Below are 15,153 nucleotides of genomic sequence, written 5' to 3'. Positions count from 1 at the left end.
ACACCTCAGTTGCGCTTGATAAACTCTAGGCACACGCCCGGTTCGGAAGTCATGAACAACCGGGCTTTCAATGTCGGTTCATTCCCATTCACTGCGCGCAACTCATAACGTTGCGCAATACGCACCAGAATCGTCTTCCCCTCGCCCTCGGCCAGATGGATGCCGATGCACTTTCGAGCGCCCGCGCCAAACGGCAGGTAGGCATACTTGTGCACATGCTTGATGCGTTCCGGTGCAAAGCGTTCCGGGTCAAACTTCAAAGGCTCTTGCCAATATTCCGGATTGCGATGCAGGCCCCACTGGGCAACGATGAAGTCCGCGCCCTTGGGAAACAGATAGTTCTTGTACTGATAGTCTTCCAGCACCACTCGGCTCATGCCCCAGGAAGACGGATAGAGCCTGAGGGACTCCTTGAATACCCAGTCGGTGTAATCGAGGCGCTTCAAATCTTCCAGGGTGCAGAGTGCATTGCCGAGTTCAGCCTCGACTTCCTCATGCAGCTTCTGTTGTTCTCGTGAGTTGTTCGCCAGTAGATAGAGGGCGAATGCCACGCCGTTCGCGGTGGTTTCATGACCGGCCAGAAACAGGTTCATGACTTCATGCCGGAGTTGGATATCCGTCATCCCCTCCCCGGTGTCTTCGTACACCGCAGACATGTACATCGATAACAGGTCGTTGTGCTGGACCTTCTTGTTCTGACGACGGTCGTGGATGATGGTGTAGATGATCGCGTCGATTTTCTTCTTGGCGTTCTCATACGCCTGCTCATCGGCGGCGCTGATGCTCGCAGGTGACCACAACTTCAGCAGCGAATACTCCTGCAAGACCTCGAGGGCCGCGGTGACATCGCTGGAAAAACGCAGAATGTCCGTGGAGAACAGACACTTGATGACAATCCGCAGGGTAAGCTTTTTCATCTCCTGAGTTGCATCGAGAACACCTTCGGAACGAGCATCCCACTCATCGAACATCTCGTTGATGCATTCGTGAAATACGTTGCCGAAAGCGTCAACGCTGCGCTTGCTGAAAGAAGGATTGGCGATCTTGCGCTGACGCTTCCATTCGTCTCCGATCAGCGTCGACAGCCCATTGCCAATAGCCGGGCTGATCTTTTCCATGGTCTCGGCGCTTTTGGAAAAAAACCGCTCGTCACCAATCAGCATGCTTTCGATAAAGGGCGCATCGGCGATGAGGTAGCCGTTGATGCCCCGCAGGTAAACAATATTCCCGTACTTTTCCAACGCCCGCGTGGTCAGGCCCAGGGGGTCCTTCAACATGTAGGAAGGGTCATTGAACTCGGGAGAAACATCATCGCTGCCCGGTACCACATCAAAGCCAGAATCAACCAGGAGTGCCGCTTCCGTCGCTTGCGGCAAATCGCCCTTCCTCAAGTCTTTCAAATTACTCATAGCTGGACACTCTCATAGTTATCACGATTTACAGATAAGACTCTTGGCTCACCATTTACAGCAAAGAAGTTAAGCGACCAGGACACTTCCAGATTCAGGACGTGGTGCCACCAACCGGCCGGCAAATACAACATATCGCCAGGCCGAAGCTCGCAAACAGTGGATACCGATTGTTGATAATCCGGAAACTTCTCAGCCAGGTAGTTTTCCGGATCCACGCGACTGGGCTCATACATCAAATTCCCACCGACACTGGCCGGGTAGAGAAATTTTGTTTCACTTGGAGCAAAAAGACGTATTTTTTTGCGCCCTTTCAATTGCACCAGAAAGTTATCCACCATATCCCGATGCAATCTCAGCCCGGTACTGGCAGGGCCTATCCACCATCTTGGTGTATTGAATACCTCGCGCGCGAAAACACTCGGAAAACAGTAGGTATCGTCCAACGCAGGCGGTACGGTATTGGCCGCCATATAACCGCTGGCAGACGCTTGTACGGCATATAAAGACTCTACATATTCCGCAAACGAGGTTTTCCGGTACTTGGGTGGCTGAGCATTTTCCAGATCGTATTCTTCAAGAAGAAGACTCACATCCAAGTTACCCACCCGATTGACTATATGCCCGACAGGCATCGAGAAGATCGGCCATGAAACTGCCGCATTGCGCACAATGACCGGTTCTCCACGACATAAATAAGGTTCGATATCCCTTTCATCAGCGATCACCTGGCAAAACGGAAAATCCTTTCCTTGAGTGCTACGGATCCCCAGTTGAGCAATGCGCTGAGTGTCAACCAAGGCATTGTTGAAAATAAAATTCAACAGCTTCATCACATCGACAGAAATAGCGGAGTGGTCGTTGTCTGCGCTAATCAACAACTTCCCGGTATTGAACAGCGTCAGCGGATCATCGACCTTGTTTGCCAAAGCCTGGAGAGTCATATCACTGAGCACGATAGTGGCGCGTGGTTGGTACTCCTGCGCGGCAAACGACCAGCTCAGTGTTTCAGAAACTTCCATGCAGCCCAGATGAACTCCAGACTCAAGTTGCCAGTGATAGCTCCCTTGCAGGCCACGAAGTGCCCAGGCAGGAACTTTTTCACTCAATGTCTCGATCAATCGAAGGTTGGAAACTGCATTTGCCAACATTGCATAGGCTCCCTGCCAGGCCAGATCAAAGCTCAAACAACAGATCCTTATATTCGTGCCTGAATACAAGACCTATTGCATACTCGATATACCGCACAAACAGCGCGGCATAACCTTTGCTATCAGGTGCTAGATGTTCTGCAAGTTTAATCCACTCTCCAGCATTGGAGAAACGCGCATAAAACAACTGCGTGAACACATAGTCACTGGATACAGGCTTCACACCGGAAAAGTGCTGTTTACCGAAAAATGATATAACCGGCTGAATGCTGCTTGAATTTCGCCCAAACAACTCAAGCAGCCAAGCGTGATAAACATCTTCCTGCAATGCTCTGTCATCAGTTGCCTCACGACTCAGCAACGCCTTGATGTCGCTGGGCAAGAGTCGCCCCTGGTCATCCCTGCCAAGCAATTTTGCCAAGTCCGTCCAATACGCCGAGCAGTCATCAAGATGTTGCTCCAGATAGAGCGCTATAAATTGGCTGAACGACTTATCTTTACGATGAGCCTGGCACATCAGGGTGTTGGAGACGTAGTTGAAAAAACTGTATATCCGTTCTCGATCTCCCAGAGCACTTACCAGAAACTCTGGAAAATGAAAGGTCGGCCATTTGGAGTCCGTGGCGATAACACCATCACGACCAAAGGAGTAAGTGGTATCACTTGCAACAAAACCCTGAGTCCGACCTATGCCAAATACCCGAGTACTGGGAATCACATACCCCGCCTCGTACTTGTTTGTCAGTCCACTTTCTTCGAGAAATGCCAACGTACGAGCAATGGTGTATCTGTCCGCATGCGCATTCCCCAGAAAGAACGAGATGAGATTGGAGTACTCAATTGGCGCACTGGCGGTAAACTTCGCCTGCTCTTCCAGCTTTCGCGTTCTTTCCTCATGAATTTCCGCACGTATCGAAGACAGGCTTTTGAGAAAGGTAACGGCCTGCTCTCTCTTGTACGGCACCTTCGCCCGCTTCAGGTTATCTTCGTCCAACGAAAGAATATCGTTCATGGCGCCGGTGTAACCGGCACGCATCATCGTCTTCAGCTCATCGTGACCCAGCGAAGGCAGCGAATATCCTGACCATTTAATCTGGCGCTTCTTATAACGCTCATTAAGACGAATCACCCGCTCGGCCAGCTCCAAGGCGAAACCAGCACCACCGATATTCAGTTCAGAGCAGATAAACCAGAAGTCATAGAGATCGTTTTTTAATAGAAACTCCAGGTCGGCTTCGACCACATCCAGATTACGCTTGTCAATCCGCTTGCCCTTGACGTCAGGTTCAACACAAAAATAGCACTGGAACGGGCATCCACGCGAAACCTCTACAGCAATGGTCGGTGGGGTTTTCGACTGTAATGCCGGGCCGTAAAAGGCCTTGATCTCGTTAACGATATCCAGCCGGTACTCGGTCACTTCGGCTGGCTTGTAGAAACCGACATCGTTATATAGGTACTCAGCCCCGTTCTTGTGAATCAGACCAGGCACAGCCCCCAGGTTTCGGCCGGAGAGAGTGTCGTTGAAGGAGCGAAAGAAGCCGTCTGGACAGCCCTGCAAGCCGAGATCGATTTCCAGATAGTTAGCCAACTTTCTGGCATGAGTGGTAAAACCAAAGCCACCCATGATGATAGGTGCATCCGTCAACTCCCTTACTAGGCGAATCAGGCGCCGGCTGTCTTCAACGGGGTAATAGGTTCTAAAGTAATTCCCAGGCTCGCCATCTACGGCATCATAATTGGAAAGATCAAGGGAGTCCCCTTGCCGCAGATGTATACCAATCATCTTCGGACGCTGGGTCTTTATCACGTTTTTAAGATATTCGTACCAATGTTCAACGTATAGCAAATCAATACGTGTGACCCTGATATCGAATCGCCGAGCAATCTCACTAATCTGAACAAAGGCATACGGATATATCGGACGCCACGGTAAGTTACAACAATTCAGCAATAAGAAATCGGTTTCCTGCATACTCACGGCGCGTCATCCCTGTACAACAGTGCAGAAAGCTATTTAGTTAGCCAAGAACATTGGCAGCTTGAAAACCGCCTTGCGTGAATTACAGCCCTGACAAATCTCCATATTGCCCAACTGTTTCACCCTGCTTTTCACAATCTTCTTCAGGTTGTCATCATCAATATGACCAATATTTGATACGTGCCCAAAATCCTGGAAACAACCGAGTATCTCGCCGGTATAACTGATACTGACGCTGCCATCGCCAATTGCACAAAAATTTCTATTTTCAAGGGTACCCAGCAGGGCATTCAGCATGAACTTGACCTTGCCCATGCCTGTTTTGTACTCGCTCTCAGACAGGTTCAAACCCAACTCGCGCACAAGTTTCTGACGGTATTCACTTTCGAGTTTGGCGTTGATATCCCCCCCTCGGTTCCAGAGCGGGAACAGATAGATCCGCTTGAAACCCAGGCTACGCAAATGTGCGACGGTCGCTGGCAATGTGCTATAGATTGCCGGGCCGCCAGTCAAATGGACAATGACCTTATCCGCCGCGGCCTCGGCCAACGCGGCAATGTTGCGCCAGATTTTCTCGTGGTTCAGGCCAATGTGAACCTTATCGAAAACCTCTTTCTGAATAGAACTGACAGACAGCCTGATGACATCAACGTTTTGTACACAGGCATCTATATTGCGCTGATTGAAAGTGACTGCCGTTGTTGTCACGTCAGTCAAGACTCCGGAGCGACGCATCATTCGCAAGAGCTCATGAAACTCTGGATGAATGGTCGGCTCCCCTCTGCCCGCCAAGTCCAGTTCCCAGACGTAGGAAGGGTCTATCTGCGAAACTATCTTATCCATGGTCTCCAGCGAAATAAAACCATAGTCCTTGATCACTGAGCGGGGGCACATACTGCATGCTGCTGGGCACGATGGCGTTGCCTCAACATTGACAAGTACCTTCTTAAGCACGGGCAGTTCTCTCCATTGATTTTTATATTCCCTGTGGAGCTCATCTAGACTGCCGGCGCGTTCAAACAGCGCAGCCCGTCCGTCCTTCAACAATCTAGAGACATTACCGCTCATCTGTAACTACCACTATTGGTAGGTACTCAGCGAGACGAAGTCTTTACTCTTTCTATTCCGGCAAGACGCCATCGAACAAGTTGCTGGCAAGCGCCCATTGCCACATCTTTTTTCTGACGCCAAACTTACATCTACGCATGTTTCATATTTATAAACTTGATTTCCATCGTAGAACTGGTCAGATTCGCGACGCAACTCGATGTCACCGCAGTACGAAAGGTGACTATACAAGGAGGGTATTTATGAAAAGCTGGCAAGATGACTTACTGATGATAACGGACCTGAAACTTTCCGAAGCTCAAATAGTCAAGCGGATTCAAGATGCGGCTACAACGCTTGAGTTCGAGTACTGTGCTTACGGGCTACAGGTGATTTTTCCCGAGGAGAAAGTCGTGATGTTCAACAACTATCCTCGCCAATGGCAGAGGCGCTACGACACTGAAAACTACCTGGCCACTGATCCAGTAGTGGCGCAAGGTAGACAATCCCAGGCACCGATCATATGGGAGGACGCGGTGTTTCGCGAAGCACCTGTATTTTGGGAAGAAGCACGGGCAGCTGGACTTAAAGTTGGATGGTCGCAGTCAAGTACCAATGCTGCCGGTGCAGCCAGCATGCTATCACTCAGTCGATCGTCACAACCCATCACCCGCCAGGAACTGGATGCCAACGAAATAAAAATGCGCTGGCTGGTAAGTGTGGCTCACATCACACTTTCAAACCGGATCAGCACACGTCTTGCCAACCCCTACGAAGTTAAGCTGACCTCCCGTGAGAAAGAAGTTCTAAAGTGGACCGGCAGCGGGAAGACCTCATTTGAAATATCCTGTTTGCTGGCCATTTCAGAAAACACGGTAAACTTTCATATCAAGAACTCCATTCTAAAACTAAGTGCTGCCAATAAAACTGCGGCCGTTGTCCAAGCCTTCCTCACAGGACTACTGATCTAAATAACAATAATAGAAAATAATAAAACAAACCCAAACCGAAAACTTTCTCTGCCTTCACATTCCCCTTTTGCACCTCAGCCTCAGGAACCCTTCTGCTCTTGAGCCATGCTGGCGCCGGCTGCCCATACCTCCTGTCCGGCGACCAGCACTAATACCGCAAAGCCTTTGCCCGACAAAAAAAGCCACCTACCTACCAATAATGGTAGGTACCCGGCTTTACTGGCTAATTTACGATCACGCTCGACTTGAACGCCGAGGATCTATGATGCGTATTTTTTCCGGAAATGGTAAAGCATTAGGCTCGCAGCTGAAGCAGGACATTGCTTCTTATCGTTATAAGGTATTTGTCGAAAAGCTCGGCTGGCCATTGGATTGCCCCGACCAGTTGGAACTCGACGAGTTTGACCGGGATGACACACTTTACCTCGCGGCCAAAGATGAAACAGGTGCCATTGTGGGTACAGCACGCCTACTACCCACAACCCGCCCTTATCTATTATCGGAAGTATTTCCCGACCTGCTGGGTTCAGATCAGCCGCCCTCTCAAACTCATGTCTGGGAGTTGTCCAGGTTCGCCGCTGTATCGCTCGATAAAGAGACCGATGTTCTGAATGCCTACTCTTCCTCCCAGTCAATGTCGCTGCTACTTGAAGCCTTCGAGTACGCCAAGTCTCTGGGGGCACGCAAACTACTGACGGTTTCGCCGAGTGCAATCGCACGCCTGCTGATCAAGAGAAAGTTCAATATTCGGCGCCTCGGCCCCTCCAGGCTCAGTGAGGGGCTGAGCATCATGGCCCTGGAAATCGACCTGTCTGCAGCACGCAGCCATTAAGGTAGAACGGCCCAGGAGCTCCAGCGCAGCGCCTGGGCAGGCACGGGTTTATGCTGGCCAATCCAGCCTGGGCAAGCCACACGCTGCGGGCTGAAAGGCCTTCAACGATCGCAGGATCGCATCTGCGTGGGCAAACTTGCTATCGGCCATGGCCGGATCGGGCACTGCGATCACGCTCATGCCCGCGGCCCTGGCAGCGGTCACGCCAAATGGCGAATCCTCGAACACCAGACACTCGGCCGGGGCCACCCCCAGGCGACGGGCAGCCGTGAGGAAGATATCCGGCGCCGGCTTGGCCGCCGTCACTTCCGGATCGTCGGCGGTGACGATGGTGTCGAACAGCGCGAACCAGTCGCCATGGCGGGTGGTTTTCTCGCCGAACGACATCTGCGACGAACTGGTGCCCACGGCAATGGGGATCTGGTGTTCCTTCAAGTGCCGCACCAGCTCTTGGGCCCCGGGCATGGCCTGGGCGCGGGGAAAGCGCTCACGCATCAACGGTTCGCGCATCACCAGGAACACTTCGGCGCTGATGGGCAGGTCCAGGGCCTGGACCACATAACGCGCCAGGTCGCCGGCTCCCCGGCCGATGATGTTCTGCTTGATGGTCCAATCGTAGGTGCGGCCATAACGCTCGGCGATCAACTGGGTGATCTCGGTGTAGATGCCCTCGGTATCCAGGAGCAAGCCGTCCATGTCGAAAATGACGGCCTTGATCGGCCCCAAATCGTTCAACTGTGCATTCATCGCATCTGATCCGTTAGCAAAAGTACATTCCAGGGAGCGGCTCAGGTACGGCCAGTTATTCTTGGCAATTCATCAATTAAAGGATTCAGCAGCATAGCGGTGGGCTTGGGTCGGGAGCAACCGAGGGGGCTGGACGGCGGTTGCTGCGGACCTTAGTCGGCTGCACCAGGCGGGCTCTTGTCGCCTTCCGGCGCCTCTTGCAGAGGTACGCGTGCATCGTCCTGCAATGAACCGGGGTCTTCATTCCCGGGGTCGTTGATCACCTCCGGCTCGTCGGAAGCGGGCTGTGCCTGGCCTGGCGTCTCGCGGGGCATGATCGTCTCCTTGAACATCGGGACTCAGAGCCATGAGTATGGCGAAGCCTGGGGCAAGCCACACAAAAAACCCGGCGCAGGGCCGGGTTTTCTTCAGGCAAGGCAGAATCAGTGACGCTTCTTGTGACCCATGCTGCTACCCAGGGCGCCACCGGCCGCGCCGCCGATACCGGCACCGACGGTCGAGCCGGTGCTACCGCCCAGGCGATTACCGATCAGCGAGCCACCGGCCGAACCCAGGCCACCACCGATGGCCGCCTTGGCCCGGCTGCCTTTGCGCGCCCCGGCCGCACTGCCTGCCGCACCGGCAACACCCGCGCCGATTGCCGCACCGGTACTGCCACCGAGCTTCTGCCCGACCACATTGCCCAACGCGCCGCCAAGCCCGCCACCAATGGCCGCAGTGCCATCGCCGGCCATAGCGCCTTGAGCCAGCAGAAGCCCCACAACCAGGGCAGGTAGAGTTAAACGCATGACTTGAACCTCAAAGAAAGACTGTCGGACTGACAAGAAAGCCCAGTGCCACGCTGGCCAATTCGAGCTATCGCGGCCGCACCCGGGTTGCTCCCAGGTGCCTTGGACAGCTGATTTTAAAAGAGTTTTATCCCCGCGCAAAAAAAAGCCCGCTGGGGAACGGGCTAGGGATGCTGCTTTTAACGGATGGTTCGAGCCTACTCAGGCAGATGTGAAGATTATGTGAAAAGCGCCTGTCAGTGGGAGCAACACCAACAGACCTTGGGCTTCATCCATCCCGAGGCATCTTCAGCTCACCTTACCGAAAATGTTCAGACCGGGCCGCTGGCAGGCAACGCCTTGGAACGTTGCCAGTGCAACGCCCCGATCTCCGCCACAGAGGCTCGAACGCAGTTGCACTCAACGAATGCTGCGGATGCTGCCTTTATTGCCTTTGACCGTGACCGAGACTTTCTTGAAGACGAAGTAGTTTTCTTCGTTCACTTCATAACGCGGAGCAACGATCAGGTCGGCGCCCGAAGATTTGACTGCCTTGAAAGCCGCAGCGGACTTGACCGCACTGACCGGATCGAGGCCCAGGCCACCCAGTGCACCACCGCCGTCACCACCGTAAGCCACACCGTCGGCAAACTGGCTATCGCCACCGAACTTCAGGAAACCAAACAGGATGTTGACCGACGATTGACCGGAAATCGCTTCGCCCACTGCTACATCCGCCTTCAGGTCAGCCTTGACCTGACTGTCGATTGGCGAAGATGGCTGGCTGATGTTGTAGCTGGTGCAACCTGCGGCGGTGGCAACGAGAGTGGACAATGCGAGGAGTTTGAAAATGGCTTTCACGTTTATTTCCTTATCGCGTTTCATATAAAAGGCATCATCGCTGGATGCGCAGCCCCGTTTGAATCGGGATAAGGAACATATCGTCACTTATAACAAATTGAGATAAGAAAATTCCTAAACATATAGAAAAAAATCTTAATAAATAATCCATAAAGCTCCCCACCGAACAATGGGCCCCCGCCGACCTTTCCCCTGAAAAATCTCCAGGCAATAAAAAACCCCGCATAAAGCGGGGCCGCCTGCATCCTGCGTTACCTTCTCTTCGGCAACGCCCTGGGGAAAAACATCTTGTTGCTGGCTACAGGCACCGCCGCCGCCTTTCTCTTGCTGACAACTGTGCCAGAAGACTCAACCTCTGCTTCGAATGCAGCCTGACCGCAACGCACCAAGTTGTTGATTGGGAACTCATCCCCGTTGTCTTCAATATAAGCAAGACTCCTCATACCCAGCTCCCTCCAACAACCGACCAGTACCGGCAAGCTCCTGATTGCCTGGAAAATACTGCTCGTCACGGCATTTCAGACTAGACAGTCATTTGCCGACCCGCTGTTCAAAGCAGGCAGACGCCGACGAGTGGCTGCATGCCATGGGCGACAATGGATCGCTCCACCTCCCAACCGCACGCAAAGGCTGAAAATGGGCCGGTTGTCATCGGGTTACTACAGCTGGCAATACAGCTTTAAAAACCAGTCTAGAAGCATGCACTCAAGCTCTTCGTTACTTCACCAGCCACCATCATCTAAAAAACGCAGTTTTTTATATTTTTGTCAATAGTGCCGTTGAGCGACTGTGCGAGAGATAGCGCGGTGCTAGGCTTTCCTGGCGTCACACCATGCGAGCGCCCGATCTGTTCAGGCTATTGATAAAGGCAGGTCAGGCTCAGGTATAAGCCGCTTGTCAGATGACTGAAAGGATTCGCACATGAAAAAGTCCATAACTGCTCTGGCCGTATCCGCGACGATCGCTTTCACCGCAACTGTCGCGAACGCTTCCGTACATCCAACCCCGATCATGGCTCCGCAGACCGTCAATCAGGTGACAGTTTCTACTGACACCCCTTTCGGAACCCAAAAAGCAGCGAGCGAAATCCAGATGGCCAGCCTGGCCAGAAGCTGCTCCGATAGCCGATATTCCTGGTGGGAATACAGCGGTTGGGAAATCGTCGGCTGCCTCATAAGCGGCCAGTGGTAACCCTTCAGACGTAGCTGGTGCGTGGCTTGCCGAATGAGCGCGCACCAGAGCCTGCAACAGGCTGCCCCGGGTCAACCCAACACAACTCCCCCTACCCGTTCCATCGGGACATTTTTCAGACACCAAAAACCACAAACCCCCGACTTTCTCTAAGAAAATCAGGGGTTTGTGTTTGTAGAATGTGGCGGTGAAGGAGAGATTCGAACTCTCGATACAGTTTCCTGTATACACACTTTCCAGGCGTGCTCCTTAAGCCACTCGGACACTTCACCGTATCTCTTCAAACCGATTCAGTCTGTCGAGGCGCGCTAATGTAGTCGATAGCTTTTCAGATGGCAAACTTTTTTTTCAGAATTTTCATGCGCTTAAGCTCGATCCCCGGCCAAGGGCAATGCAGCCCCCCATGCAATAAGGCAAACCGGCCATTCTTCAGCCTTGCCCACAACCCTATAGAAGAAACCATGCGTTACCTGCTGTGTGATGCAGGGCCCTTAGCGGCCTTGGGGCTGACTCACCAGTCAGTCATGGCGCTTTACCGCAGCTACCGTGGTGGGTAACTTCTGCAGCACTTCAATACAAGGAATTGCGTCATGAGTGAGTTGATTTCCTACCATCTCGAAGACGGTATCGCGACCCTGACCTTGAGCAATGGCAAGGTCAATGCCATCTCCCCGGACGTGATTGCCGCCTTTAATGCGGCGCTGGATCAGGCTACTGCCGATCGCGCGGTGGTAATCATCACCGGCCAGCCGGGGATTCTCTCCGGCGGCTATGACCTCAAGGTCATGACTGCCGGCCCCAAGGAGGCCGTGGCTCTGGTAACCCTGGGTTCGACCCTGGCCCGCCGCCTGCTTTCCCACCCCTACCCGGTGATCGTCGCTTGCCCGGGGCACGCGGTGGCCAAGGGCGCGTTCCTGCTGCTGTCGGCGGACTATCGCATCGGTGTCCAAGGCCCCTTCAGCATCGGCCTTAATGAAGTGCAGATCGGCATGACCATGCACCACGCGGGTATCGAGCTGGCCCGTGACCGCCTGCGTCGCTCGGCTTTGCATCGCTCGGTAATCAATGGCGAGATGTTCGACCCGCAAAGCGCGGTAGATGCCGGCTTCCTCGACAAGGTGGTAGCGCCCGATGAACTGCAAGGCGCCGCCCTGGCCGCTGCACGCCAGTTGAAGAAGATCAACATGGTGGCGCACAAGAACACCAAGCTGAAGGTGCGCAAGGCACTGCTGGATGCCCTGGACAACGCGATCATCCAGGACCAGGAGCACCTGGGCTGAAACCCGCGGATTTGCTACCTGAACCAGCCCGGCCTTCGCGCCGGGCTTTTTACTGCATGCCTTGCCAACAAGCCGCGACCGCTCTAGATCACCATCGCCAGCCATTGCTGGAAACATGTACTTAAACATCGCCCATCTCCCGGCTGAGAACGGTAATTGCCGAAAACAGTGCACATCCGTACACTGCGCCACCTTTTGTCCCCGGGTGGGCCGTTTAGATGCTGTATCTGCTTCGTATGTCGTTGATGGGCTTGCACTTTATTCTGGCAGGCAGCCTGGGCCTGCTGCTCGGCCTGTGCCGCCCATTCAACCCGGACAACAGCCGCCTGTGCGCCCGCCTCTACGCCTGGCCGGCGATGTGCATCCTGCGCCTGCGGGTCAAGGCCGAGGTCGGCCCGCTGATGGACAAACCCCAGGGCTGCGTGATCATCGCCAACCACCAGTCCAACTACGACCTGTTCGTATTCGGCAACGTGGTACCGCGAAGGACCGTGTGCATCGGCAAGAAGAGCCTGAAATGGGTGCCGCTGTTCGGCCAGCTGTTCTGGCTGGCAGGCAACGTGCTGATCGACCGTGGCAACCCGCACAAGGCCCGGCGCTCGATGCTCACCACCACCCACACCTTGCAGCACAAGGACACCTCGATCTGGGTCTTCCCGGAAGGCACCCGCAACCTCGGGGAAGAGCTGCTGCCCTTCAAGAAAGGTGCATTCCAGATGGCCATCGCCGCAGGCGTGCCCATAGTCCCGGTGTGCGTCAGCAGCTACATCAAGCACATGCGCCTGGATCGCTGGAACAGCGGCAAAATCCTGATCCGCTCGCTGCCCGCCATCCCCACGGCCGGGCTGACCCTGGACGACATGCCCCTGCTGATCGCCCAGTGCCGCGAACAGATGCGCGAGTGCATCGCCAGCATGGACCGCCAACTGCAGGCCGCCTGACCCCGGCGCCACAAAAAGCCCGCCTTGCGCGGGCTTTTATTTGTCCGCGAACTCCCTCGCGGCCAGTGACTCTGATGGAGCATTGCAGGCTAAGCTGCACCTGATCTGTCACCGCCCCTTGATAAGAAGAAGTGAACCGGAACCATGGGTAGAGTTGTTGCTGCCGCCGTCTACAGCGGCGGAAAGAAAGTCACGGATATCAGCCTCGACGAAGGGGCCGCCTGGGCCGCCAAGCCCGGCCACTTCGTCTGGATCGGCCTGGAGGAACCCAACGCCCACGAGCTGGCCAATCTGCAGCGCCAGTTCAACCTGCATGAACTGGCCATCGAGGATGCCCTGGAAAAGCACAGCCGGCCGAAGCTGGAAACCTTCGGCGACGCGCTGTTCATCGTCACCTATTCGCCGGTGCGCGAGCAGGGCAAGCTGGAGTTCATCGAAACCCACATCTTTGCCGGCAACGGCTACATCATCACCGCGCGCAACGGCCACTCGGCCTCCTATGGCTACGTGCGCCAGCGCTGCGAGGCGCGCCCGCTGCTGCTGGAGCACGGTGAAGACTTCGTGCTCTATGCCCTGCTGGACTTCGTTACCGAGAACTACCAGCCGGTCAGCGAAGCCATCCACGCGGAAATTGACGAGCTGGAGCGCAACGTCCTCTGCGACTCGCTGAACGAACGGGACATCCAGCACCTGCACGGCCTGCGCCGCGACGTGCTGCGCCTGCGCCGGCATGTAGCGCCCATGGTGGAGATCAGCGAAGAACTGCAGAAGCTCAGCTTTCCCTTTATCGACAAGAACATGCGGCCGTACTTCCGGGATGTGCAGATTCACGTCACCCGGCAGATGGAAGACCTCTCGACCCTGCGCGATATCGCCAGCCAGACCATCGAGATCGGCGTACTGCTGGAGGCTTCACGGCAAAGCATCGTGCAACGCAAGTTCGCCGCCTGGGCCGCGATCCTGGCGTTTCCGACGGCGGTGGCGGGGATCTACGGGATGAACTTCCAGAACATGCCGGAGCTGAGTTGGCACTACGGCTACTTTGGCGTCCTGGGTTTTATCAGCGTGGGTTGCGTCGGCCTCTGGGCCAGCTTCAAGCGTTCCGGCTGGCTCTGAAGGGGCGACGGCCCTGCGCCTTGCGGCAGGGCCATGGCCGGGTTCAGGCAGCCTCGGGCTTGTGAGCGACGAAACGCATCATCCACTCCGCCACAGTGGTGCCGTGATGGTCGTGCTCAAGGCTGGCCACGCCCTTCTGGTAGATCTGCTCGCCGAGAAACTCCTGGCGCAGGTCCAGCAAGGCGCGGGAATAGTCGTGGATGAACTCGGGGTGGCCCTGGAAGCACAGCACCTGATCATTGATATGGTAGGCCGCGAACGGACAGAAATCGCTGGAGGCGATCACCGTGGCGTTCTCCGGCAAGGCGGTAACCTGGTCCTGATGGCTGATCAGCAGCGTCAGCTCCTCCACCACCGGGCTCATCCACGGCGCCTTGGCCGCCAGCTTGTAGCTGTGGGTACCGACACCCCAGCCCTGGCTCGCGCGCTCGCTCTTGCCCCCCAGCAGCAATGCCAGCAACTGATGGCCGAAGCAGATGCCCAACAGCTTGTCGCCACGCTCGTAGCGCCCCAGCAGGTAGGTCTTGAGGGTCTGGATCCAGGGATCGGTGCCGAACGAATCGGCCTTGCTGCCCGTCACCAGATAGGCGTCGAATTCCAGGTCATCGCTGGGGTACTCCCCCTGGACCACGTTGTAGACGCTGAATTGGGCAGCGATGGGCTGCTGGGAAAACAGGCGCTGGAACATCTGCCCGTAACCCTGATATTGATCGACCAGTTCGGGACGCAGGATATCGGTTTCAAGAATGCAGATGCGTAGCGACATAAAAAATTCCTGACAAGGCGATGGCAATAATGAACAGTCCAGAGCCTGCCTTGAAATACCACGGCAAGGCAAGCCCCGGATCAGCTCATTGAG

At 54.9% G+C, this 15,153-nt stretch carries 15 protein-coding genes and 1 tRNA gene; 6 read left to right on the top strand and 10 right to left on the bottom strand.

Annotation, left to right across the window (positions count from 1 at the left end; all coding sequences use genetic code 11):
* Nucleotides 1-5 precede the first annotated feature (5 nt).
* From AC1RL5_RS27770 to AC1RL5_RS27755, 4 genes are read right to left on the bottom strand one after another with little or no spacing between them, the layout of a single operon-like run.
* Nucleotides 6-1,409 (bottom strand): cytochrome P450, encoded by a 1,404-nt coding sequence (locus AC1RL5_RS27770; RefSeq protein WP_204378527.1) that lies wholly within the window; start codon nucleotides 1,407-1,409, stop codon nucleotides 6-8.
* Entirely contained in the window at nucleotides 1,406-2,596 is a 1,191-nt protein-coding gene (locus tag AC1RL5_RS27765) for a cupin-like domain-containing protein (RefSeq protein WP_145713132.1), read from the bottom strand. The genes AC1RL5_RS27770 and AC1RL5_RS27765 overlap by 4 nt, the downstream gene beginning before the upstream one ends.
* Entirely contained in the window at nucleotides 2,586-4,541 is a 1,956-nt protein-coding gene (locus AC1RL5_RS27760; RefSeq protein WP_141323324.1) for a radical SAM protein, read from the bottom strand. The genes AC1RL5_RS27765 and AC1RL5_RS27760 overlap by 11 nt, the downstream gene beginning before the upstream one ends.
* 36 nt (nucleotides 4,542-4,577) lie before the next feature.
* On the bottom strand, nucleotides 4,578-5,609 hold the full coding sequence (locus AC1RL5_RS27755) for a radical SAM protein (RefSeq protein WP_077933626.1): 1,032 nt from the start codon (nucleotides 5,607-5,609) through the stop codon (nucleotides 4,578-4,580).
* Nucleotides 5,610-5,851: 242 nt separating this feature from the next.
* Here AC1RL5_RS27755 and AC1RL5_RS27750 point away from each other — a divergent pair, with 242 nt between their 5' ends.
* Together AC1RL5_RS27750 and AC1RL5_RS27745 are read left to right on the top strand one after the other, a co-directional pair.
* Nucleotides 5,852-6,559: an autoinducer binding domain-containing protein gene (locus tag AC1RL5_RS27750; RefSeq protein ID WP_072451613.1), complete on the top strand. Its 708-nt coding sequence runs from the start codon at nucleotides 5,852-5,854 to the stop codon at nucleotides 6,557-6,559.
* A gap of 265 nt (nucleotides 6,560-6,824) precedes the next feature.
* Nucleotides 6,825-7,391, top strand: coding sequence for an acyl-homoserine-lactone synthase (locus AC1RL5_RS27745; protein ID WP_072451728.1), 567 nt, complete (start codon nucleotides 6,825-6,827; stop codon nucleotides 7,389-7,391).
* Between the two features lie 48 nt (nucleotides 7,392-7,439).
* On the opposite strand, the gene AC1RL5_RS27740 is transcribed toward AC1RL5_RS27745, so the two are convergent.
* The 4 genes from AC1RL5_RS27740 to AC1RL5_RS27725 form a co-directional block, all read right to left on the bottom strand.
* Nucleotides 7,440-8,138 (bottom strand): HAD-IA family hydrolase, encoded by a 699-nt coding sequence (locus AC1RL5_RS27740; protein WP_492589933.1) that lies wholly within the window; start codon nucleotides 8,136-8,138, stop codon nucleotides 7,440-7,442.
* A 152-nt stretch (nucleotides 8,139-8,290) separates the two neighbouring features.
* Entirely contained in the window at nucleotides 8,291-8,452 is a 162-nt protein-coding gene (locus AC1RL5_RS27735) for a hypothetical protein (RefSeq protein WP_011060168.1), read from the bottom strand.
* Between the two features lie 108 nt (nucleotides 8,453-8,560).
* Nucleotides 8,561-8,926: a glycine zipper domain-containing protein gene (locus tag AC1RL5_RS27730; protein WP_015634733.1), complete on the bottom strand. Its 366-nt coding sequence runs from the start codon at nucleotides 8,924-8,926 to the stop codon at nucleotides 8,561-8,563.
* Nucleotides 8,927-9,325: 399 nt separating this feature from the next.
* Nucleotides 9,326-9,790 (bottom strand): hypothetical protein, encoded by a 465-nt coding sequence (locus tag AC1RL5_RS27725; RefSeq protein ID WP_219737412.1) that lies wholly within the window; start codon nucleotides 9,788-9,790, stop codon nucleotides 9,326-9,328.
* Between the two features lie 897 nt (nucleotides 9,791-10,687).
* On the opposite strand from AC1RL5_RS27725, the gene AC1RL5_RS27720 reads away from it, so the two are divergent.
* Nucleotides 10,688-10,957: a hypothetical protein gene (locus AC1RL5_RS27720; RefSeq protein WP_072451617.1), complete on the top strand. Its 270-nt coding sequence runs from the start codon at nucleotides 10,688-10,690 to the stop codon at nucleotides 10,955-10,957.
* A gap of 182 nt (nucleotides 10,958-11,139) precedes the next feature.
* On the opposite strand, the gene AC1RL5_RS27715 is transcribed toward AC1RL5_RS27720, so the two are convergent.
* Nucleotides 11,140-11,229 (bottom strand) — tRNA-Ser (locus tag AC1RL5_RS27715).
* Nucleotides 11,230-11,547: 318 nt separating this feature from the next.
* Between AC1RL5_RS27715 and AC1RL5_RS27710 the strand changes: the two genes are divergently transcribed.
* The 3 genes from AC1RL5_RS27710 (at nucleotide 11,548) to AC1RL5_RS27700 (ending at nucleotide 14,294) form a co-directional block, all read left to right on the top strand.
* A complete protein-coding gene (locus tag AC1RL5_RS27710; RefSeq protein ID WP_072451618.1) occupies nucleotides 11,548-12,237 on the top strand; it encodes a crotonase/enoyl-CoA hydratase family protein in 690 nt (229 codons plus the stop codon).
* Between the two features lie 218 nt (nucleotides 12,238-12,455).
* Nucleotides 12,456-13,178 carry a lysophospholipid acyltransferase family protein gene (locus AC1RL5_RS27705; RefSeq protein WP_011060160.1) on the top strand — a complete coding sequence of 241 codons (723 nt, stop codon included), beginning with the start codon at nucleotides 12,456-12,458 and terminating at the stop codon, nucleotides 13,176-13,178.
* A 144-nt stretch (nucleotides 13,179-13,322) separates the two neighbouring features.
* Nucleotides 13,323-14,294 carry a magnesium and cobalt transport protein CorA gene (locus tag AC1RL5_RS27700; RefSeq protein WP_019093266.1) on the top strand — a complete coding sequence of 324 codons (972 nt, stop codon included), beginning with the start codon at nucleotides 13,323-13,325 and terminating at the stop codon, nucleotides 14,292-14,294.
* A 43-nt stretch (nucleotides 14,295-14,337) separates the two neighbouring features.
* Here AC1RL5_RS27700 and AC1RL5_RS27695 read toward each other — a convergent pair whose 3' ends face one another.
* Nucleotides 14,338-15,060 carry an amidotransferase gene (locus AC1RL5_RS27695; RefSeq protein ID WP_015634730.1) on the bottom strand — a complete coding sequence of 241 codons (723 nt, stop codon included), beginning with the start codon at nucleotides 15,058-15,060 and terminating at the stop codon, nucleotides 14,338-14,340.
* Nucleotides 15,061-15,153 lie beyond the last annotated feature (93 nt).

It is taken from the genome of Pseudomonas sp. GW822-FHT06D10 (genome assembly GCF_058799535.1).
This window is presented reverse-complemented; position numbering and strand designations above follow the sequence as displayed.